General features: G+C 63.0%; 16 protein-coding genes and 1 tRNA gene. 5 read left to right on the plus strand and 12 right to left on the minus strand.

Translation table 11 applies throughout. From position 1 onward, the window contains the following. Positions 1–3 precede the first annotated feature (3 nt). Genes ISM_RS14355 through rocF form a run of 3 tightly spaced genes read right to left on the minus strand, consistent with a single transcriptional unit; the run spans position 4 to position 2,923 of the window. Positions 4–1,056 (minus strand): ornithine cyclodeaminase, encoded by a 1,053-nt coding sequence (locus ISM_RS14355; RefSeq protein WP_009814914.1) that lies wholly within the window; start codon positions 1,054–1,056, stop codon positions 4–6. After that, on the minus strand, positions 1,053–1,991 hold the full coding sequence (ctlX, locus tag ISM_RS14360; RefSeq protein ID WP_009814915.1) for a citrulline utilization hydrolase CtlX: 939 nt from the start codon (positions 1,989–1,991) through the stop codon (positions 1,053–1,055). The genes ISM_RS14355 and ctlX overlap by 4 nt, the downstream gene beginning before the upstream one ends. 8 nt (positions 1,992–1,999) lie before the next feature. Further along, the gene (rocF, locus tag ISM_RS14365) at positions 2,000–2,923 is read right to left on the minus strand and encodes an arginase (RefSeq protein WP_009814916.1); all 924 of its coding nucleotides are present in this window, start codon (positions 2,921–2,923) and stop codon (positions 2,000–2,002) included. 123 nt (positions 2,924–3,046) lie between these two features. Between rocF and ISM_RS14370 the strand changes: the two genes are divergently transcribed. Then, positions 3,047–3,475: an Lrp/AsnC family transcriptional regulator gene (locus tag ISM_RS14370; RefSeq protein WP_009814917.1), complete on the plus strand. Its 429-nt coding sequence runs from the start codon at positions 3,047–3,049 to the stop codon at positions 3,473–3,475. A gap of 1 nt (position 3,476) precedes the next feature. On the opposite strand, the gene ISM_RS14375 is transcribed toward ISM_RS14370, so the two are convergent. Together ISM_RS14375 and ISM_RS14380 are read right to left on the minus strand one after the other, a co-directional pair. Next, positions 3,477–3,944 (minus strand): disulfide bond formation protein B, encoded by a 468-nt coding sequence (locus ISM_RS14375; protein ID WP_009814918.1) that lies wholly within the window; start codon positions 3,942–3,944, stop codon positions 3,477–3,479. Beyond that, entirely contained in the window at positions 3,941–4,519 is a 579-nt protein-coding gene (locus tag ISM_RS14380) for a YqaA family protein (RefSeq protein ID WP_009814919.1), read from the minus strand. Before ISM_RS14380 ends, ISM_RS14375 begins: the two co-directional genes overlap by 4 nt. Before the next feature lie 135 nt (positions 4,520–4,654). On the opposite strand from ISM_RS14380, the gene ISM_RS14385 reads away from it, so the two are divergent. Beyond that, positions 4,655–4,740: transfer RNA gene (locus ISM_RS14385), tRNA-Leu, on the plus strand. 209 nt (positions 4,741–4,949) lie between these two features. Here the strand turns inward: ISM_RS14385 and ISM_RS18330 are convergent. Next, a complete protein-coding gene (locus ISM_RS18330; protein ID WP_156783406.1) occupies positions 4,950–5,435 on the minus strand; it encodes a hypothetical protein in 486 nt (161 codons plus the stop codon). A 1,056-nt stretch (positions 5,436–6,491) separates the two neighbouring features. On the opposite strand from ISM_RS18330, the gene ISM_RS14390 reads away from it, so the two are divergent. Further along, positions 6,492–9,584 (plus strand): Hint domain-containing protein, encoded by a 3,093-nt coding sequence (locus tag ISM_RS14390; RefSeq protein WP_156783407.1) that lies wholly within the window; start codon positions 6,492–6,494, stop codon positions 9,582–9,584. A gap of 271 nt (positions 9,585–9,855) precedes the next feature. Then, a complete protein-coding gene (locus ISM_RS14400; RefSeq protein WP_009814921.1) occupies positions 9,856–12,369 on the plus strand; it encodes a Hint domain-containing protein in 2,514 nt (837 codons plus the stop codon). Here the strand turns inward: ISM_RS14400 and ISM_RS14405 are convergent. Both ISM_RS14405 and ISM_RS14410 read right to left on the minus strand, forming a co-directional pair. Continuing rightward, a complete protein-coding gene (locus ISM_RS14405; protein ID WP_009814922.1) occupies positions 12,360–12,950 on the minus strand; it encodes a nucleotidyltransferase family protein in 591 nt (196 codons plus the stop codon). The genes ISM_RS14400 and ISM_RS14405 overlap by 10 nt on opposite strands. A gap of 38 nt (positions 12,951–12,988) precedes the next feature. Next, on the minus strand, positions 12,989–15,397 hold the full coding sequence (locus ISM_RS14410) for a GcvT family protein (protein WP_009814923.1): 2,409 nt from the start codon (positions 15,395–15,397) through the stop codon (positions 12,989–12,991). A gap of 376 nt (positions 15,398–15,773) precedes the next feature. Between ISM_RS14410 and ISM_RS14415 the strand changes: the two genes are divergently transcribed. Beyond that, a complete protein-coding gene (locus tag ISM_RS14415) occupies positions 15,774–18,203 on the plus strand; it encodes a GcvT family protein (RefSeq protein ID WP_040618106.1) in 2,430 nt (809 codons plus the stop codon). 142 nt (positions 18,204–18,345) lie between these two features. Here ISM_RS14415 and ISM_RS14420 read toward each other — a convergent pair whose 3' ends face one another. The 4 genes from ISM_RS14420 to ISM_RS18430 form a co-directional block, all read right to left on the minus strand. Then, the gene (locus ISM_RS14420; RefSeq protein ID WP_009814925.1) at positions 18,346–19,641 is read right to left on the minus strand and encodes an HlyC/CorC family transporter; all 1,296 of its coding nucleotides are present in this window, start codon (positions 19,639–19,641) and stop codon (positions 18,346–18,348) included. A 104-nt stretch (positions 19,642–19,745) separates the two neighbouring features. Next, positions 19,746–20,690: a site-specific tyrosine recombinase XerD gene (locus ISM_RS14425; RefSeq protein WP_009814926.1), complete on the minus strand. Its 945-nt coding sequence runs from the start codon at positions 20,688–20,690 to the stop codon at positions 19,746–19,748. Next, positions 20,687–22,213 (minus strand): hypothetical protein, encoded by a 1,527-nt coding sequence (locus ISM_RS14430; RefSeq protein ID WP_254655688.1) that lies wholly within the window; start codon positions 22,211–22,213, stop codon positions 20,687–20,689. The genes ISM_RS14425 and ISM_RS14430 overlap by 4 nt, the downstream gene beginning before the upstream one ends. Continuing rightward, positions 22,200–22,385 (minus strand): hypothetical protein, encoded by a 186-nt coding sequence (locus ISM_RS18430; protein ID WP_009814928.1) that lies wholly within the window; start codon positions 22,383–22,385, stop codon positions 22,200–22,202. The genes ISM_RS14430 and ISM_RS18430 overlap by 14 nt, the downstream gene beginning before the upstream one ends. Between the last annotated feature and the right edge of the window lie 22 nt (positions 22,386–22,407).

Genomic DNA, 22,407 nt, shown 5'->3' on the forward strand with positions numbered 1-22,407 from the left:
GCGTCAGCCTTTGGCGCGTTGCACCATGCCGAAGAGGTCGCGCGGGTCGTCCGGATCGGCGAGCAGATCGAGATCGTGATACATCTCGGTGCCCTTGATTTGGTCGCGGACGTAGCGCAGGGCGCTGAAATCCTCGATGGCAAAGCCGACGCTGTCGAACAGCGTGATCTGATCGGCGCGTGTGCGGCCCTTGGCGGTGCCGTTGATCACCTGCCACATCTCGGTGACGGGATGATCCTCGGCCAATTGCTGAATCTCGCCCTCGATCCGGGTCTGGGGCGGGAATTCGACGAAAATATCCGAGCGGTGCAGGATCGCCGGGGCCAGTTCCGTTTTGCCGGGGCAGTCGCCGCCGATGGCGTTGATATGCACGCCCGAGCCGACCATGTTGTCGGTGAGGATCGTGGCATATTGTTTGTCGGCGGTGCAGGTGGTGATGATCTGGGCGCCTTGCATCGCGTCTTCGCGGGTGTCGGCCACGGTGACCGAGAGCCCCATGCCCGAGAGGTTGCGCGCCGCCTTGGCGCTGGCGGCGGGGTCGATGTCATAGAGACGGATGTTTTTGACGCCGCAGATGGCCTTCATCGCGAGGCTCTGGAACTCCGACTGCGCGCCCGCGCCGATCATCGCCATCGTGTCGGCGCCCTTGGGGGCGAGGTGACGGGCGACCATGGCCGAGGTGGCGGCGGTGCGCAGCGCGGTCAGAACCGTCATTTCCGACAGAAGCACCGGGTAGCCGGTGCCGACATCGGCCAGCAGGCCAAAGGCGGTCACGGTCTGCAGCCCGTCGCGGGTGTTCTTGGGGTGGCCGTTCACATATTTGAACCCGTAGACCTCGCCATCGGAGGTGGGCATCAGCTCGATCACGCCTTCGGCGGAATGGGACGCGATGCGCGGGGTCTTGTCAAAGAGCTCCCAGCGTTTGAAATCGGCCTCGATATAATCGGCGAGCCCGGTCAGCATCTCTTCGATGCCGATATGGTGGACGAGCTTCATCATATTGTCGACCGAGACGAAGGGCACCAGCGCCTTGTCGGAGGGGGAGAGATTGGTCATGCGACTTGTCCTTTTGAACGGGTGCGGGGCGCGAGGTGGACCCCGGCGAGCATGCAGCGCACCGAGCCGCCCGCGCGTTCCAGCGTGGGGATGGAGAGGGGAAGAAGGCCGGTGGCGACCTCGATCCGGGAGAGCTGATCCGGGGTGAGCGCGGCGCGCGCCGTCTCGGACAGGGCGAGCACCGGGCCCGTGGGGGTCGACAGCTCGATCGCATTGCCGGCAAAGGCGCGGATCTGGGCCTCGGAGAGGGAGATCACATCGCGACCGGGTTCGGCCAGCCGGTCGAGGATTTCGGCGCGGCGGGCGGCATCGGGGATCATGCCATCGCCGATGAGCGCGATCCCGGTGCCCACCGCCATCAGCACATTGGTGTGATAGACCGGCGTGCCGCTCGCGTCGCGCGCGTCAAAGACGATGGGTTCATAACCGAGCCGCGTGCAGACCCGTTCCAGAAGGATCGGATCGGCGCGGTGCGAGCGCGCGACATAGGCCACGCGGCTGATATGGTCGATGACCATCGCGCCGGTGCCCTCGAGAAAGAGCCCATCGGGTTCGAGCCCGGAGAAATCCGCCACTTCCTGCACCCGGTAGCGGGCCTTGAGCAGTTCGATCACGTCCCAGCGGCGCTCGGCCCGGCGGTTTTCGGCATACATCGGGTAGAGCGCCACATAGCCGCCCGAATGGGTCGAGAACCAATTGTTCGGAAAGACCGCATCCGGGGTGTCGGCGCCGCTGTCCTGGAACTCATGCACGGTGATGCCCGCCGCGCGCAGCCGGGTGACGGCGGCGTCGAATTCCGACTGGGCGCGGGCGGCGGTATCCTCGTCCGAGAGGTCCGAGGCGGTCTGAAACACGTTGTCGCCCGCGGTTTGCGGGTTGGGACGGAAACGGTCGGGGCGGATCATCACCACCGCCGAGGGGGCTTGGACGCTCATGATCCGGCTCAGGTAAAGGCGCGGGTCGGGCGGTCGAAGACCCGGCGGCCCAGCGCGGAGGCGGCGAGATCGACCATCACCTGGGCGGTGCGGCCGCGTTCGTCGAGAAACGGGTTCAGCTCGACCAGATCGAGCGAGGTCATGAGGCCGCTGTCGCAGATCATCTCCATCGCCAGATGCGCCTCGCGCATGGTGGCGCCGCCCGGCACGGTGGTGCCGACGGCAGGCGCGAAGGAGGGATCGAGGAAATCCACGTCGAGCGAGACATGCAGCGCGCCGCCTTGCGCCTCGACATGGGCAAGGAAATCCTTGAGCGGGCGGGCGATGCCGCGCTCGTCAATGGCGCGCATGTCGATATAGCGGATGTCGGAGCCTTGCAGCGCGTCGCGTTCGGCCGCGTCGACGGAGCGCAGGCCGAGGATGCAGATATTGTCCTGCGGCACCGGGTTGCGGACCTCTGGGAAACCGGCAAAGCCTTCGCGCCCGGTGACATAGCCCAGGGGCGTGCCGTGGAGATTGCCTGAGCCCGAGCTCTGCGGCGTGTGGAAATCGCTATGGGCGTCGAGCCAGAGGACGAATTGCGGACGGCCCTCGGCGGCGGCGTGGTTGGCGACGCCTGCGACAGAGCCGAGCGACAGGGCGTGATCGCCGCCGAGGAAAATCGGCAGCCCATCGGCCATCGCGGTTTCAGCCGCCTCGATGAGCGTCGCGGTCCAGCCGGCGACCTCTTCGGCGAGATGGGTCTGGGGCGGCAGCCCGTCGATGGGCGCGGTGGCGCGCGGGGTGAGATTGCCACGGTCGGTGACGCTATGGCCGAGATCGGTGAGCGCGCGGGTGATATTGGCGACGCGGTAGGCGTCGGGCCCCATGAGACAGCCCCGGCGGCGTTTGCCGCAATCCACCGGTGCGCCGATCAAGATGCAATTGGTCACAGCGAGAAATCCCCTCAGATGTCGTGATTGATCTGAGATTTACGCACAATTGGGTTGAAGTGAACTGGCTATTTTGCACGAATGGGAAGGCATTTGAACGAATCGTCAGTTGGAGCGTGCGAAATGGATGAAGTTGATCGCAGGTTGATCTCTGCCTTGCGGCACAATGCAAGGGCGTCGCTGTCGGATCTGGCGATCGAGCTTGGCGTCTCGCGCACCACGGTGCGGTCGCGGATCGAGCGGCTCGAGCGGTCGGGCGAGATCGTCGGCTTTAGCGTGGTGGTCAAGGGCGACGCGGCGCAAGACCCGGTGCGCGGGCTAATGATGCTCGCCATCGAGGGGCGCGGCATGGACCGGATCTTGCGGCAGCTCAGCGGGCTCAGCGCGGTGCGCAACCTGCACACGACCAACGGCCGCTGGGACGTGATTGCCGAGCTGGGGACGCGGACGCTCGAAGAGCTCGATGCGATCCTGGCGCAGATCCGGCGGTTCGAGGGGGTGGCCCATTCGGAGACGAGCCTGCTTTTGTCGACGCGGAAATCGGGATCGTGACTTAGCTGCGGCGGTAGGCGAGGAGCCAGAGCGCCGCGAGGCCGAGCGAGAGAATGCCGTTCCAGCTCGCCATCGAGAGGCCGAGCAGTTCCCATGCGACATCGTCACAGCGCACGACAGGCGCGGTCATGATCTTGTCGAAGAGATCGTCGGCGCTCAGGCCAGAGGTGCCAGACGAGGTGCAGGTGGTCGGGCCTTCCCACCAGCCGCGTTCGACCCCGGTGTGATAGAGCCCGACGCCAGCGGTGGTGAGCGCGGCCGCCAGGCCCAGAAGCGGCAGCAGCCGGCCCCGGATCGCCACGGCGGCGACACCGATCAGCACGGCGAGCGCATGCGGGTAGCGCTGCCAGATGCAGAGCTTGCACGGCGGCAGCCCGCCGAGATGCTGAAACCCGAAGGCGCCGACCAGAAGCGCCAGCGAGCCGAGAGAGGCGAGACCGATCAGAACATTGCGTTGCATCAGTTTCATAGCATTTTCACCGCGTAGACGCCGCCCAGGAGCAGCAGGACAAAGAGGATGAACATGAGGCCGAGACGGCGCTCGATAAAGTCACGCACCGGCGCGCCGAATTTCCACAACAGCCCGGCCACGATAAAGAAGCGCAGGCCACGGGCGAGGATCGAGGTGGCGATGAACGTGCCGAGCGGCATCGAGGTCCAGCCCGACATGATGGTGATGACCTTGTAGGGAAAGGGCGTGATTCCTGCGGTGAGAACGGCCCAGAAGCCGAAATCGTTGAACCGCGTGGCGAACTCTTCCATCCGGTCCGCCTTGCCCAGCGCCTCGAGAATGGGCTGGCCGAGCTGATCATAGGCGAAATAGCCGATGGCATAGCCGAGAAGCCCGCCGAGCACCGAGGCGACCAGCGCCACCAAGGCGATGAGCCAGGCCCGCGACGGGCGCGCGAGGATCATCGGGATCATCAGCACATCGGGGGGAATCGGGAAGACCGAGCTTTCGATAAAGCTGACCAGTGCCAGCACCCAGAGCGCACGCGGGTGATCGGCGAGCGACATCGTCCAGTCATAGAGACGTTTGAGCATGAAACGGTCCTTTTCCCTGCTGCACGCGGTTGATCATGCAGGGCAGGGCGGGTCAAGAGCCCTGCGCGCAAACCGGCGTGATCGCGTGCAACGGGTCTGGACGAGCCGCGCGGCTTTGGGTAGAGACATCGCGTGGCCCAAGTGGCGGAATGGTAGACGCAGGGGATTCAAAATCCCCCGGCTTAACGGCCTTGTCGGTTCGAGTCCGACCTTGGGTACCACTAAATTATTGCAATCACGCACAATATTCGATTTGAGTGATTGCAGGGCTCATTCCGATTGTTACATAGCTACCTTCTCGTCGATACAGTAGCAGCGGTCCTTCGACGTTGATGCTACTGTCAAAGGAGTTCAGACGTTGGCGGGTACATCAAGAACCCCAGAGATACATAATTTTCAGATTGTCGTTGTTGGGAAGGAGTAGCGCTCTTTATGTCCCTGCCATTGGTTTTCTATTGGGCACATTTTCAAAGGTTTCGGGCGTAATACCGTCGGTGGTTAAGGACGCGTCCCGCATCAAGGCTATGACTAAGTCATAGAATTTCCTAGCTTCGAAGTTGTTGCCTAATTCATTGTAAAGCTCAAGGCACTCGCTGTTGTGTGAAAAGAGAACAGGAATTCGAGACAGCGCAGAGTTGAATTTCGCTGTTGGCAATACATGATTACCTTTGTCGACAAGTACGAATCGATAGGCTACCAAATCTCCGATGACAGCTTTCTTCTCGGATCTAATCTGTTCGAGCCTTAGGGCCTCGTTTTGGATCTTAATGTGTCGATTCTGGTTGAATACGACGACCAATGCACCAAGTATTGCAGCTGCAATGGCGAATAGTCCTGCAATGATAACTTGAGCCGCAGAGCTGGTATTCACTTCACCTAGAAGGCTTCCGGTTTTTTGAAGAACTTCACCGAGCAATTTTCCTTACCTCCACCTATGAGTGTAATGTTGAAATAGATAAGTATCTGCGTTTCACGTTGAGTTGTATTGTGATCTGCGAGTAGTTACCAGATTTTAGGCTGGCCAGCGTGTTGCCCGGGTTCCTTGCAGGGGCTGATTTTATCGGGTTTCTAAAGAGCGTTCTCCCCCGGCTTAACGGCCTTGTCGGTTCGAGTCCGACCTTGGGTACCACTAACCTTCCGAAGACTGTGATGCGGTTTGAAACCTGGCCGGGAAGAGGCCGCGGGGATTGCGCCGTTTTGGCGGTGACTTGTGCGCCCATGTGGGGGTGCGACGGGGGTGTGATCCGGCCTGTTCGGCGGGGATGACGTTGCGACAGTTAACCGACTCGCGCTTGGCCGCGACCGGCCGTTGAATCGAATCACTGGCACGTTTCCAAAAAGTAATCAAAACCGGAGATGCCTCGGGATTGATCCCGATCCGCAAACCGAAGCCCTGCCTTTATTTGTCCACAATTGAAAATCGGGGCAGGCGACAGTTGTTTCCAAATCGTTAACAATGCCTCTGACCTGCGCGGGGGGTTTTGGGCCGGACAAACGGCGACAATCTTCATGTTTTGTTGGAGCTTCACGCGGTAAGTGATTGCCTCTCAATCGGAAACAGTGGGCGAAAATCGGCCCGGTGTTCGCCGGATAATGTCGGGATTTCGGTTCGAAATGGACTTTGTTCAGACACTTTTCGGACAATTTTCGCTTTGTTCGCACCCCCCGCTCTCCTAAAACAGGATTGCCCAACTGGGGGGCGATGTTTGCTGGTCACGGGGGCGACCGCACGGTGTTGCGTCATGTTTGATGCGGAGGTCGTGTGCTCGCTGGATCCATTGTTTCGGGTCGGTAGGACACGATTTGGTTAACGCGTTTTGCGCGCCGGTTTGGCGCGTGGTTTTATAGGTATTTCTCCCCTCACTCAGGTCGCAAGGCGTGTGCAGGTCGCTCTTTGGCGGATGTCACCGGTGGCGCGAATTTTGAACGCGGGAACGCGATTGGGTCGCCTGGCCCGAATGAGGAGAATGCAATGGCTATTGATAGAACCGATTTGGGCGCGGGTGTTGTCGAAGGCGACGCGCTGGACAATGAAATCAACGCAACCACCCCGGCGGATGCCGAAGGCGACCGGATCGACGGCGGCGACGCGAGCCTCGCCGGTGAAAGCGGCGACGACGATATCGTGAACGCGGGCGACGGCAATGACACGGTCTCGGCCGGTGCGGGCGATGACGAGGTCTTTGGCGGGGCGGGCGACGACGAGATCGACGGCGGCGCGGGCAATGATCTGCTGCTCGGTGATCGGGATATCAATGACAATATCGAGGCGCGCGGCGCCTTCCGCTGGGATCAGGCGCCGGACCCGGATGGCGATGACGGCACCGCGGGGATCGACACGCAAGACGATCTCAACGGTCACACCCAGAGCGTGGGCAATGTCGATGTGACCTTCACCGCCCATAACAGCGGCAGCAATGACACGGTGTTCCGTGGCGATTACGTCGATTTCGACGGGGTCGATGCGGGCGCGGGCGACGTGAACCCGAACAGCTCGCTCGACAACGTGCTGGGCGGCGCGGGCAACAGTTCGACCTACAAGTTCGACTTCTCCGACTCGGTCGAGAATGTTTCCTTCCGGATCAATGACATCGACGGCGATGGTATTGTGAAAATCACGGCTTTCGACGCCGATGGCAATCCGATCGTGGTGAACCTCAGCGGCGGGTCGAACCTGACCATGCTGGACACGGATTCGGTGGCCGGTGTGGACACGGCCGACAGCAATGGCGGCTATGGCGACGACAGCGCGGCGGAATATTCGGTGCTCGTCGATATCCCCGGCCCGGTGTCGAAGATCGTGGTGGAGCACAGCCAGGATGGCAACGCCACCTCGGGCATCCGCATGTCGGACATCTATTTCGACCAGGAGCCGGTGATTGCCGAGGGTGATGACACGCTCAGCGGTGGCGAGGGCGATGACACGCTGCTCGGCGAGGGCGGCAATGACGTGCTCACCGGGGGCGAAGGCGCCGATGTGATCGACGGCGGCGATGGCGCCGACACGATCATGGGCGGCAGTGACGGCGACGTGGTCGATGGCGGCTCGGGCGGTGATGACAATGACACGCTCGACCTGCGCGGTCTCGGCCCGGTGGAAATCGTCAACGAGACCACGGATGCCGATGGCAATTCGACCAGCGGCACGGTCAATTTCCTCGACGGCGATGGCAATGTGACCGGCAGCATGGAGTTTGCCGAGATCGAAACCATTCTCACCGATCCGGCGGCCCCGGATGGGATCGTGTCGGGCACGGCGGGCGACGATGTCATCGACACCGGCTATACCGGCGATCCCGATGGCGACATGATCGACAATGAAGACGCGATCATCGCGGGCGAAGCCCCGAATGACGACATCGTGCGCGCCGGCGACGGCAACGACCATGTGCTCGCCGGTCTGGGCGATGACGATGTCGAAGGCGGCGCGGGCAATGACACGCTCGACGGTGGTGTCGGCGACGATTCCCTCGACGGTGGCACGGGCAATGACTCGCTTCTGGGCGGGGCAGGCAATGACACGCTGATCGGTGGCGATGGTCGTGACACGGCCCTTGGCGGTGACGGCGATGACGTGATCGACACCGGGTCGGATTTCACCACCCGTCCCTTCCCGCTGCCCGATGACGGCTATAACGATCCCTTTGATGTGCCGGCGGATACCGACACCGAAGACGACCGCGATTATGTCGATGGCGGCGCGGGCAATGACACGATCAGCACCGGCGACGACCGCGACACGATCCTTGGCGGTGCCGGCAATGACGTGATCGACGGCGGTCTCGACGATGACGATATCAATGGCGGCGACGGCGATGATTACATCATCGCGGGCGAAGGCAGCGATACCGTCCTTGGCGGTGCTGGCAATGACACGATCTATGGCGGCGTGAACAACGAGGCGGCCAATGTGCCGGACGATCGCGATCCCGAACTCGACAATGGCGACGATTATATCGACGGCGGCGCGGGCGATGACCTGATCTTTGGCGAGGATGACAATGACACCATCCTCGGCGGTGAGGGCAATGACACGATCGACGGCGGCATCGACGATGATTTCATCCGCGGTCAGGATGGCGATGACAGCATCCTTGGCGGTCATGGCAATGACTCGCTGCGTGGCGGCAATGGCGATGACACGATCCTTGGCGGTGACGGCAATGACGTGATCGAAGGCCGGGCCGACAATGACCTGATCATCGGCGGGGCCGGGGCCGACACCATGTCGGGCGACACCGGGCGCGACACCTTCATCATCGGGTCGGCCGAAGATGGCTATGGCGACATTGCCGATGGTGGCGCGGGCGGCGACGATTACGACACGCTCGACCTGTCGGCCATTGGCCGGGACAATTTCGAAGTGGTGAACGAGACCGTCGATGCCGATGGCAACTCGACCAGCGGCACGGTCAACTTCCTCGACACCGATGGCAATGTCACCGGCTCGATGGAATTTGCAGAGATCGAGAAGATCATTCCCTGCTTTACCCCGGGCACGATGATTGCGACGCCGAAAGGCGAGCGCAAGGTCGAAGACCTCGAGGTTGGCGACAAGGTGATCACCCGCGACAATGGTCTGCAGGAGATCCGCTGGATCGGCCGTCGCGATCTGGAAGGGCGTGAGCTCTTGCAAGCGCCGCAGCTCAAGCCGGTTCTGATCCGGGCCGGGGCGCTCGGCCGGGGTCTGCCGGAGACCGATCTTCTGGTCAGCCCGAACCACCGGGTTCTCATCAACAATGAGAAATCGGCGCTCTATTTCGACGAGCGTGAAGTTCTGGTCGCGGCCAAGCACCTGACCTCGCTGGATGGTGTGGATCATGTGGACACGGATGAGGTGAGCTACATTCACTTCATGTTCGATCAGCACGAAGTGGTGCTGTCGAACGGGTCCTGGACCGAGAGCTTCCAGCCGGGTGAGCAGACGCTGGGCGATATGGACACGGCACAGCGCGAAGAGATCTACACGCTCTTCCCGGAACTGCGTCAGGCCGAGGGCATCAACGCCTATCAATCGGCGCGCCGGTCGCTCAAGAAGCACGAAGCCCGTCTTTTGACACAATAAGCTATGCAGCCGGACCGGTCCGCACCCCGCGGACCGGTTCACGGAATCGGTTGCGGGGGCTCAAAATCGGTTTCGAGGAAACAATCCCGGCAAATTGCCGGGATTGTTTTGTTTATTTGCGTCAATTTGGTCAAAAAACAAAGAAAATGCGGTGAGACTGTGGCGTTTCCCTTAGGCGGAACGCGAAGGGGGCTGTATATTGATCCGGTGATGAGTTTTATCCGGTGATTGTCAGTGTTTCCCTCACCGGATGTTTTTTGGAGTATGAGTGATGGCGGATATTCCCGGCACCAGTGGGCAAGACACCCTTATCGGAACGAATGACGCGGATCAGATCACTGGCGGTGCCGGTGACGACGCGATTTCGGGCGAAGGGGGCAACGACAGTATTCTCGGGCAAGGCGGCAATGACACGCTCTTTGGCGATCAGGGGCAGGGTGCGGCCTTTGGCACAGATGCCGCGCCGCTGACGCTGTTCCGGTCCAACCTCGTTTCCGACAGTTCCTCGGGCAACAACAACGCCAAGGTCGGCGATGTTGCGATTTATAAGAACGTCACGACGCTGGCGGATGGCACGTCGGTCTCGGCGCGTATCACCTTGGTCGGTGTCAGCAACACCAACCTCGCGGTGGATTTGAGCGGCGGCACAGGGTTCGAGCTGTTGCTCAACGGGACCCACAACGCGAGCATGGTGGGTGAAACGGCCAGTTTCCGGATGGAGTTTTTCAATCCGGCCACGGGCGAGCCGGTGTCGATCAACACCACGGCCACGGTGAACGACCTCGACCGAAACGGCACCAATGACCAAGAATCGGTCACCTACGACGTCTCGCAAGTGTCGGCCTTTGCGACCTCGCCGGATACCTCGCTCAGCGTGTCTTCGATCGATGGCAAATTGCGCGCCGCAGGGACGGAGACCAACGATCCGAACGATCAGGATGCGTGGTTCTCGGTTCTTCTCGAAAACCAGAGCTCGCTTGATTTCACGCTCGAGACGCGGAGCGGCCAGTCCGGCTTTACCTTCAGCGGCGACCTGATCGACGACGCGATCATCACGGAGACCAGCACGGGCGATGACACCATTGACGGTGGCGATGGTCACGACCTGATCTTTGGTCAGGCTGGCGATGACTGTCTGATCGGCGGCGCGGGCGACGACACGATCTTTGGCGACGAAGCCGAAAGCGGCGGCGCCGGGCAGGATGCCTCGGCGCTGTTCCTGTCGCGGAACAATGTCGTCTCGGACACCTCCAGCAACAACCTGGCCAAGCTTGGCGATCAGGCGGTCTATAAGGACATCGCGACCCTCGCAGATGGCACGTCGGTGTCAGGCCGTCTCATCCTTGTGGCGGTAAGCAACAGCGATCTCGATGTCGATATAACCGGTTCGACCGCCGGGGCCGAAATCCGCCTCAACGGGTCGGAGGATGCGGCGATGCGCGGCGAGACCGCGTCGTTCCGGCTCGAGTTCTTCAACCCGACCACGGGCGAGCCGGTGATTTTGAACTCGACCGCCACGTTCAATGACATCGACAATTTCAACAACAGCAGCACCAACCAGGAATCGGTCAGGATCGATTCCAATAGTTTCAAATCCTATGCGGTGGCGTCGAACAGCTCGCTCAGCCTCACAACCAACGGGAGTTCGGTGACCGCTGGCGGCACCCAGACCAATTCGCCGGATGATCAGGACGCCTGGTTCTCGGCCGAGTTCGAAAACCGCGCCTTCATCGAGTTCACCCTCGGCACGCGGTCCGTCAACTCGGGCTTTACCCTGAGCGGCGATTTGATCGACGACGCCACTGAGACGGCGTTTGAAGGCGGTGACGACAAGATCGACGGCGGCGATGGCAATGACTTTCTCGCCGGGCAGGGCGGCAATGACAGCATCACCGGCGGCGCGGGCAATGACACGATCCAGGGCGGCACCGGCAGCGACACGATCACCGGCGGCGCGGGCGACGACCTTATGGAAGGCGGCGACGGGTCGGACCTGTTCCATCTGTCGGTCGCCGGCAATGACACGGTCGTCGGCGGCGAGGATGCCGATGGCAGCGATATTGACGTGCTGCGCATCGACAGATGGAACAAGGCCATCTTCCACACCGGTCCGGAATCCGGGCGGGTCGAATTTTACGACGACCTTGGCGGTCTCACCCATACGCTCCACTTCTCGGAAATCGAGCGGGTCATCTGTTTCACCCCCGGCACGCTGATCGCGACGCCTGAGGGCTGTCGGCCGGTCGAGGATCTGCGCCCCGGCGATCGGGTGATGACGCGCGACAATGGCATCCGCGAGCTGTGCTGGACCGGGCGCAAGGATCTGACGCCCGCCATGCTCGACGCCAACACGCAGCTTCGCCCGGTGCGCATCCGCAAGGATTCGCTTGGGCCGGGCCTGCCGGAGCAGGATATGCTGGTGAGCCCCAATCACCGGATGCTTCTGGTCAGTGGCATGGCCGAGATCATGTTCGGCGAGCGCGAGGTTCTGGTGCCGGCCAAGCATATGACCCGGATCCCTGGGGTGGATCGCGTCGGGCGGGCCGAAGGTGTGAGCTATGTCCATGTGATGTGCGAGCAGCATGAGGTGATCCTCGCCAATGGCACCTGGAGCGAGAGCTTTCAGCCCGGCGACGAGGCGATGCGCGCGGTGGAAGAGGCGCAGCGCGACGAGCTCTATGCGCTTTTCCCCGAGCTGGAGCAGGCCGAGGGTCGGGCCCGCTATCTGTCGGCGCGGATGACGCTGCGCTCGCATGAGGCGCAGGCCCTGACCAGTCACGCCTGATCGGGGTTCTCGGCGCGCCAGTTGTTCCAGTCGGCGGGCGTGTCGAGATCGATCAGGGCACGGCGACCGGGGAGGGCGACGAGACGGGCAGGGTCCTGTTCGAGCAGAGGTCTCGCGCCCCTATCCCCGGTCAGCCGAGTGACTTTCTCGCGTAGCCGCGCGGGCAGCACCACCGGATGTCCCGGCGTGCCATCGGCATCGCTGGCGCGGATCACCTGATCCGGGGTTTCGTCATGGGCGGCGATGAGCCGGGCGATGTCCTCGGTCTCGATCTCTGGCATGTCGGGCAGCAGCACCAGTAGCGCGTGGGATGCAGGCGCCGCCTTTGCCCCATGACGCAGCGAGGCGGACATGCCGTCGGCGGCATCGGGGAGGATATGCTGTTTGCAATCGAGCCCGAGCAGCGCCACGGCGCGATCCGGCCGGTCCGGGGGCAGGGTGACCAGCACCTCGTATCCGGTGGCCAGCGCCCGCAGCACCTGACGGCGCAAGAGGGCCACGCCGCCGATTGTCTCCAGCAGCTTGTCGCGCGGCGCCATGCGGGACGAGGCCCCGGCGGCGGGGATGAGAATGGTCACCATCCCCGCAGCTTTGCCACAGTGGCGCGTCAGGGCAAGCCCTAGCCGCGCATCCGGGCGCCATCGGCATCAAAGAGCGGCGTGGTGATGAGCCGGGCCGGGCACATCTTGCCCAGGATCTCGATCTCGACCGCGAGCCCCTCTTCGGCGCGATTGGCGGGGATCAGCGCCAGCGCGATGGATTTGCCCGCATGGTGCGAATAGCCGCCCGAGGTGCAGAACCCCTGCACGCTGCCGTCGATCCAGACCGGCTCGTAGCCGTTGGCGTCGGCATCCTCGGCCTCGACCTCGAAAGCCACGAGCGCACGCTCGGCCCCGGCATCGCGTTCAGCCAGCGCCGCGTCGCGGCCGATGAAGGCCTCGGGCTTTTGCCATTGGATAAAGCGGTCCATGCCGGTTTCGCCGGGGGTGTAATCGGGCGAAAACTCACTGAGCCAGGAGCCGAAGAATTTGTCCAGCCGCAGCGACATCATCGCCCGCATCCCGAAGGGGCGCATGCCATGCGGCTGGCCAGCCTGCCAGAGCGTGTCCCAAAGCGCCCGCTGCGCCATCGGATCGCAGTAGATTTCATAGCCGAGATCGCCGGTATAGCTCACCCGTTGCACGAGGCAATCGACCATGCCGATCGTCGCGTGACGCAGATCCATGAAGCGCATGTCGCCGAGGCTGTCGCGGCTCACCGCCATCAGCACATCGCGGGCCTTGGGGCCGGCGATCTGGAACCCGTTGAGCCGGTCAGAGATGTTTTCGACGGTGACGCCCTCGGCCTCATGCCGCTGGAACCAGCGCATATGGACGGCCTGCGCCCCATAGGAGGCGGTGAGCTGAAACGCCTCGTCGGAGAGGCAGGAGACGGTGAAATCGCCAATCAGCCGCCCGGCGGGCGACAGCATCGGCGTGAGCGAGAGCCGCCCCGGTTTCGGGATGCGCCCCGCCATGATCCGGTTGAGCCAGTCACGCGCCCCGGCGCCGGTCACCAGATATTTGCCGAAGTTATGCACCTCGTTGATGCCCACCGCCTCGCGCACGGCGCGGACCTCGCGCGCGGTGGCGTCAAAGGCGTTGGAGCGGCGGAAGGAGGGGGTTTCATAGCGCGGCTCGTCGCCTTGGGCGAAGTAATTGACCACTTCGAGGCCGAATTGCTGCCCCCAGACCGCGCCCATGCCGTCGAACACGTCATACATCGGCGTCTGGCGGAAGGGCCGCGCGGCGGGCAGTTCTTCGTTTGGATAGGAGACGGAGAAGCGTTTTTGGTAGTTCTCGATCACCTTGGGACGGGTGTAGCCCGGGGTGATCCAATCGCCAAAGCGCGCCACGTCCATCGCCGTCACATCGCGTTCGCATTCGCCCTCGATCATCCATTGCGCCAGCATGAGGCCGACGCCGCCGCCTTGGCTGAACCCGGCCATGACGCCGCAGGCCGACCAGTAGTTGCGCATCCCCGGCACCGGACCGACCAGCGGGTTGCCATCGGGGGCAAAGGTGAAGGGGCCGTGGATCACCGTCTTGACCCCGGCGGTTTCCAGCACGGGAAAACGCTTGTAGGCAAAGGCGATGCTGTCCTCGATCTTGTCGAGATCGTCGGGCAAAAGCTCATGCCCGAAATCCCATGGCGTGCCGTCGACGGCCCAGGGTTTGCAGGGCTGTTCATAGAAACCGATGCAGAGACCGCGGCCCTCCTGGCGCAGATAGCTTTCGCCGGCCGGGTCCATCACATGCGGGTGTTCGCTCTCGCGCTCATAGATATCGGCGATCTCGTCGGTGACGATATATTGGTGCTCCATCGGGTGCAGCGGCAGGTAGACCCCGGCCATCGCCCCCACTTCGCGCGCCCAGAGACCGCCCGCGTTGACGATATGTTCGGCGTGGATCGTGCCCTTTTCGGTGACCACGTCCCAGGTGCCATCGGGGCGCTGATTGGTCTCAATCACCTTGCAATGGGTTTCGATCGTGGCGCCGCCCATCCGCGCCGCCTTGGCATAGGCATGGGTGGTGCCGGAGGGGTCGAGATGCCCGTCAAGCGGATCATAGAGCGCGCCGATGATGCCGTCGGTATTGGTGATGGGGGCGATCTTGCGGATCTCTTCAGGGCCGACGATTTCAGTCTCGAGCCCCATGTAGCGATGCTTGGCCCGTTCCGCGAGGAGCATGTCGAACCGGTCGCGATTGTCGGCGAGCGTCACGCCGCCCACATGGTGCAGGCCACAGGACATGCCGGTGATCTCTTCGAGCTCTTTATAGAGCCGGATCGTATAGCCCTGCAGGGCGGCCATGTTGGTGTCGCCATTGAGCGTGTGAAACCCGCCCGCGGCGTGCCATGTGCTGCCCGAGGTGAGCTCGGACCGCTCGATCAGCATCACATCCGACCAGCCGAGTTTCGTCAGGTGATAGAGAACGGAACATCCGACGACACCGCCGCCAATGACGGCAACCCGCGTGGTGGTTTTCATGGCAAGACTCCTGTGATGCTTTGCCGCCAACCTGCCGAGAACCACGGGCGATGACCGCTTGAATGCGACAGGGTTGGTCGCAAATGGCCGCTGACTGAAAAAGTGAGTGAAAAGCGGTGAGGGCGGTGGAAAGGGCGCGAAAAGGGATTCGGGCGTTGTGCCGCTTTGGTTCAGGGATTGGTTTAGATTGGGGCGCAATCCGACGGCTGGACTGATCCAAAACCAGACCGAATTGCGAAAAATGGCCCGAGCCGGCGCGGCGATGTTTCTTTGCGCTTTGGAATTGTCGGCCTGCGACGCAGCATGGCGAAAAACGGCAATAGCGCCGGGGTGAAATACGCAATCTGCGCCCAGAATGGACCAGTGAGGACACACCATGAAGACCCATGCAAAAGCAGTAGTGATCGGCGGCGGCGTCATCGGCTGCTCGATCCTGTATCACCTGACCAAGCTTGGCTGGACGGATGTGATGCTGCTCGAGCGCGATGAGCTCACATCCGGGTCGACCTGGCATGCGGCGGCCAATATCCACGGGCTGCATGACAGTGCCAACATCAGCCGCCTGCAGCATTACACGATGACCCTCTACAATGAGCTCGAGGCCGAAACCGGCCAGAGCTGTGGCGTGTTTCAGCCCGGCTCGCTCTATCTCGCGCAGACCGAGGCCCGCGAACATCAGCTGCGCCTGCAGGCCGCCAAGGCCAAGCTCTATGGCATGAATTTCCACGAGGTGAGCCGCGACGAGGCCGAACGGCTGCACCCGCTGGTCAATTTCGACGGCATCCGCTGCATCATGTGGGAACCCGATGGCGGCAATGTCGATCCCTCGGGCGTGACCAATGCCTATGCGGTGGGCGCACGGCAACGCGGCGCGGAAATCCATCGCTTTACCCCGGTGACCGGCACCGACCAACAGCCCGACGGCAGCTGGATCGTGCGCACGCCCAAGGGCGACATCCACACCGAATGGGTGATCAACGCCGCAGGTCTCTGGGGCCGCGAAGTGGCCGCGCTGGCCGGGATCGAAGTGCCGCTGCAACCGACCGAGCATCAGTATTTCGTCACCGAAACCATCGCCGAGATCGACGCGATGGACCGCCGTCTGCCTTCTGTGGCGGACCGCGATGGCGAATATTACCTGCGTCAGGAGGGCAAGGGCCTGCTGATCGGCGCCTATGAGAAAGACATGCGTTTCTGGGCCGAAAACGGCACGCCGCTCGATTTCGCCCATGATCTCTTTGCCGATGATCTCGACCGGATCATGGAAAACGTGATGCGCGCCATGGATCGGGTGCCGGTGGCGGCCGAAGCGGGCGTCAAACGGGTGATCAACGGCCCGATGATCTGGTCGCCTGACAGCAACGTGATCCTCGGCCCGGTGCCGGAGCTCAAGAATTACTTCATGTGCGGCGGCATCATCCCCGGCTTTAGCCAATCGGCGGGCATGGGGCTCATGTGTGCGCAATGGATGATCGAAGGCGAGATGAAATACGACATGTTCCCCTGGGACGTGGCGCGGTTCGGTCTCTGGGCCAATGACCGCAAATTCGTCAAGGCCAAGGTCGAGGATGTCTATTCGCACCGGTTCGCCATCCATTACCCGAACGAAGAACGGGCCGCGGGCCGTCCGCTGCGCACCCGTCCGGCCTATGAGATGCAAAAAGACATGGGCGCGGTCTTTGGCCTCAACTATGGCTGGGAGCATCCGCAATGGTTCGCGGGCGAAAAAGGCGCGAAAGACACCAATGGCTTCACCCGTCAGAACTGGTGGGAGCCGGTGGGCGAGGAATGCCGGATGCTGCGTGAACGCGCCGGCATCATCGATATTTCCAACTTTGCCAAATACCGCTGCAAAGGGCCGGGGGCCGAGGATTGGCTCAACAGCGTCTTTGCCAACAAGATGCCGAAATCCGTGGGCCGCTCCTGCCTGACACCGCTCATCTCGGTGCGCGGCGGCATCGCCGGCGACGCCACGGTGACGCGCACCGCCGAGGACGAGTTCTGGATCGTGTCGTCGGGCATGGCGGAACGCTATCACAAGCGGTTCTTCGACATGGTGCCACTGCCCGAGGGCACGACCTTCGAGAGCCACACCGAGGCGATGTGCGGCTTTAACGTGGCCGGGCCGAAATCGCGCGACATGCTGCAGCGGCTCACGAATGCCTCGCTCGCGACCGAGGATTTCCCCTTCATGCGCTCGAAAGTGATCGAGCTGGGCGGCGTCGAATGCCTTGCCCTCCGGGTGAGCTTTACCGGCGATCTGGGTTGGGAGCTGCACTGCAAGACCGAGGATCAGGCGAAACTCTATGCCGCGCTTCTCGAGGCGGGCAAAGAGTTCGGAGCCGGGCCGGTGGGCGCGCGGGCGCTGATGTCGATGCGGGTGGAAAAGGGCTATGGCTCCTGGAGCCGCGAATACAGCCCCGAATATTACCCGCACGAAGTGGGCCTCGCGGCGCTGTGCAAGATGGACAAGGACTTCCTGCACAAGGCCGCCGCTGAGAAAGCTCTGGCCGAGCCCGAGCGCGAACAGCTGGTCTTGATCCATGTCGACGAGGCAGCAGTGACCGCATCGAATGCCGACGCCACCGGCGGCGAGCCGATCTTCCGCGATGGCAAGGGGATCGGGCGCGTGACCTCGGGCACCTATGGCTATTCCGTGGGGATGAGCCTCGCGCTTGGCTATGTCAAAGCGGGCACAGCCGCCCCGGGCGATGCCGTCGATGTGATGATCCTCGGACAGCCGCACAAGGCCGTGATCCTGCACGAGCCGCCCTTTGATCCCGAGGGCAAGCGGCTCAGGGCCTGACGACCGGCCCGCATCAAGGCGCGCGCTCCTCTCCCGGCGCGCGCCTCTTTTTACGAGGCTCTACAGGCTCTCTGTAGGGCCTCTTCTTTGGCCTCTTTCTGGTTCAAAATACCCAAATCCACCGGCGCCACAGGGCGCGGCCCTAGCCGAGCTTGCGGATCTTCAGCCGGGTCAGGCGATTGTCCTGCCGTTCTAGCACTTCGAAGCGGAAACCGTGGAAGATGAACACCTGCTTTTCCTTGGGGATCATCTGCGCCTCGTGGATGACGAGACCGGCCACGGTATTGGCGGCATCATCGGGCAGCGACCAGTCGGTCGCGCGGTTGAGGTCGCGGATGGTCATGGCGCCTTCGACGATGAGCGAATTGTCCTCGCTGCGCAGGATCATCTCATCCTCTTCCTTGTCGAACTCGTCGGTGATCTCGCCGACGATCTCTTCGAGAATGTCCTCGAGCGTGATCAGCCCCTGCAGCGTGCCATATTCATCCACCACCAGCGCGAAATGGCTGCGCATCCGCAGGAATTGCCGCATCTGATCGTCGAGCGTGGTGGTTTCGGGGACGAAATAGGGCTCTTTGGCCACATCGGTGATCTCGAACCCGGCGAGCGCCTCATCCATGGCACCGCCGTTCTGCGCCTGTTTGTACATGGCGCGCAGCAGGTCCTTGGCGTGGACGACGCCGACGATATTGTCGGGATCTTCGCGGTAGATCGGCAGGCGGGTGTGGCTGCTCTTGAGACATTGTTCAAGAATGGCCTGCGGGTTGGCATCGGCGTTGATCATCTCGATCTGGCTGCGGTGGAGCATGATTTCCTCGACCGCGCGGTCGCCAAGATCGAGCGCGCCGAGGATGCGGTCGCGGTCTTCTTTCTCGACCACGCCTTCGGAATGGCCGAGATAGAGCGCGCCGGCGATCTCTTCGCGCACCGCGAGGATATGGCTGTCGGGGTCGGTCTGCACGCCAAAGAGCCGCAGCACCGCGCGCACGAAGAACCGCACCGCCGTCACCACCGGCGAAAACACCCGGATCACGATGGTGATGGCGGGGGCGGCGCGGCTGGCGGCGGCTTCGGCATTGGTGATCGCATAGGTCTTGGGCAGCACCTCGGCAAAGACCAGCACCAAGAGCGTCATCACCAGCGTCGCCAGCGCCACGCCGCTTTCGCCGAAGAGCCGGGTAAAGAGCGCGGTGGCGAGCGAGGTGGCGAGAATGTTCACCAGGTTGTTGCCGAGCAGCACCGAGCCGATCAGCCGCTCATTGTCTTCCGTGATCTCGAGCGCGCGTTGGGATCCGCTGTCGCCTTTCTCGGCGCGGGTTTTAAGCTTGCCGCGCGAGGCGGCGGTGAGCGCGGTTTCACTTCCCGAGAAGAACCCGGAAAGCACCAAAAGCGCGAGGATGGCGGCGGCGGTCAGCCAGAAGGCGGTGTCGAGCGTCACGGGGCATATGTCCCTGAGTTAAAGATCAAGTGGTTGGCAGGTTTATGGGTTCTGCGGCCCCTGCGATCAAGGGGGAGGTTACGGGCAATGCCGTCAGTGATGCGCTAACCTTTGCCGCGATCGGCGGCATCGGCCAGCGGATGATGGGTCATGACCAGCGATTTGAGCCGCTCTTCAAGCACATGGGTGTAGATTTCCGTCGTTGCCACATCGGCATGGCCGAGCAGCGTCTGGATCGCCCTGAGGTCCGCGCCATTGGCCAAAAGATGCGTGGCAAAGGCATGGCGCAGCGTGTGCGGCGTCACTTTGGAGGGGCTGACGCCCGCGGCCACCGCGAGATCCTTGATCAGCAGGTAAAAGCGATGCCGGGTCAGATGCCCGTCCTTGCTGCGCGAGGGAAAGAGAAAGGGCGAGGCGGGCAGGCCCTTTTGCCGCGCGGTCTCTTCCATGGCGTCGCGGTGGGCGAGCCAGTCGCGCAACGCCACTTGCGCGGGCGGCGACAGCGGCACCATCCGTTCCTTGCCGCCCTTGCCGCGCACCATCAGCAGTTCGGGATTGCCGCGCGTGGCGGCCACGGGCAGCGAGACAAGCTCTGTCACGCGCAGCCCGGTGGCGTAGAGCAGCTCCATCAAACAGGTGTTGCGGAGCCGGTCGGCGGGGCCTCGGCCATGGCTGCGCGCGGCCTGCAAGAGCCCGTCGACCTCTGCCTCGCTCAGCGTCTTGGGCAGGCGTCCGCTGCGGCCCGGTCCCTTGATCCGCAGCGCCGGGTTGTCGCCGCGCAGCCGTTCGTCAAAGGCAAAGCGATAGAGCTGTTTCACCGCCGACAGACGCCGCGCGCGGGTCGATTGCGCAAGCCCTTGCGCGTCACAATGGACGAGATAGGCCTCGACATCGGATTGCTGCAGGGTGGCGAGAGAAAGGGATTTATTTTCAACCCATTGCGAGAAGTCGCTCAGGTCGCGCGCATAGGCCATGAGCGTGTTCTTGGCGGCCCCCATTTCGGCCGCCTGCGCGTCGAGAAAGAGCGCGATCCAGCGCTGGTCGCTCATCGCGATTGTCCCAAGATGAGCCGCTGCAGCGCCGCGCGCCGTGCCGTGTCCTCGAGCCCGACGGCGCGCAGCGTGGCGAGCGCGTCGCGGATTTCGTCGTAATCCTCAGGCCCCGACCGGTCGAGCAGGATGGCGGCGCGCAAGATGGCCTCGCCGAGCTTGCCCTCGCGCAGATGGGCCTCGTGGCGATGGGCGGCGCCGGTGCTGGCAAAGGCCTCGGCAATGCTCTGTTCGAGCTGGCTCGTGGCGAGATCACTCGTGGGCGTGCCGAGCGCGAGCGCCGCGAGGAAGCGGTCGGCCCCCTCGGGCGGCGTCTTGGCGGCGCTTTCATAGGCCGAGGAGAGAAGACGGATGCGCCAGGCGAGCTCGGCCGTCTGGCCCGTCAGATCGCGGCGAGCGAGGGACTGGCCGTAGAGCTGGGCAAAGGGCACCTGCAGCCCGACACGTCCCATATGCGCCCAGACGCTGGGCAGGGTGGCACTGATCTCTTCGGCGCTGCCATTGGTCAGGGCCGCGTCGAATTTTTGCACGGCCGAGACCCGGTCCCAGATGCCGCCCGAGGCCGCCGGGCGGCGGTCGGTATATAGACCGAGCAGGCGGTTTTCGGTGAGCGCCCCGGTGCGGGTCAGCCGTTCGGCTGCCTCGATCTCGGCCTTCCAGCCGGCGGTGTTGCGCAGATCGGCGGTGGCAAAGAGGCGCGGCAGCGACCGCGTCGGCAGCGGCGCACCTGCCGCCTCGTAAAGGCTAAAGATCAGCGGATCGGGCGAGGAGGGCGGCGCCAGCGTGGTGCTGTCATCGACCATCTCGGGATCGAGATATTGCGCCAGAAGATGCGCCTCGATCTTGCTCAGCAGGCCGAGGGGCGCGGCGCTGTCATAGAGCAGCGCGGCGGTGGACCAATCGCCCGCGCGCGCGTGGCAGAAGATCTGCGCCGCGTAGGATTTCATCAGCGCGGGGTTCTTGTTCAATGCCTCGCAGGGCTTGGCTTCGTCCCCGGTCAGGAGCGACAGGTCGAACCAGAGCGGAAAGAGCTCTGAAGTATCCGGCCCGGCGCGTTCGAGCATGGCATGGGCGGGCTCAATCGCGCCGAAACGCATCAAGGCGCGCACCCGGGTCGCCAGAAACGCGCCGTCATCGCCGCTCGGCGGTTCGGCCTCGGCCAGCAAGAGCGTGTAGTAAAGCGCCTGAACGGCGGGCATGGGTTCGGCCGTGGTGCGCTCCCAGAGCGTTTCGAGATCGGCCTCGCGGCTCGCGATCCAGAGCGACACCGGCAGTCCGGTGACATCGGGCGGCAAGAGCCCCACCGCATCGCGGCGTGTACCGCCAAGTGGCATCACGGTCACTTCGGGGAGGGTCACGCCCTGGGCCACCGGGGCCTCGGGGCTTGGCGGGACCACGGGGCGGGCGACCGGCACGCGGCTCGTTTCATTGAGCCAGCCGATGGCGGAAAGCGGTTGATCCTGAGCGGAAACCTGCCCGGTCAGGGCCATGAGCGCCACGCAGAGAGGTCTAATTGCCTTCAAGAATGATTTCCTGCCGAATCTCTTGTCGCGGCGGCGAAAAATCCGCCCCGAAGAAGGGGCCGAGATATGCATATGCAACCAGGGCGATAAACGCCAAAATCACCAGATAAAAAAGCCATTTGATAAGTCGTCCCACGATTTGCCTGCCTGCCTGTGTATGGGTTTTGACCACTTTATATATGGCCTTTTGGCTA

The organism is Roseovarius nubinhibens ISM (assembly GCF_000152625.1).
In the GTDB taxonomy this organism is placed as follows: Bacteria; Pseudomonadota; Alphaproteobacteria; order Rhodobacterales; family Rhodobacteraceae; genus Roseovarius; species Roseovarius nubinhibens.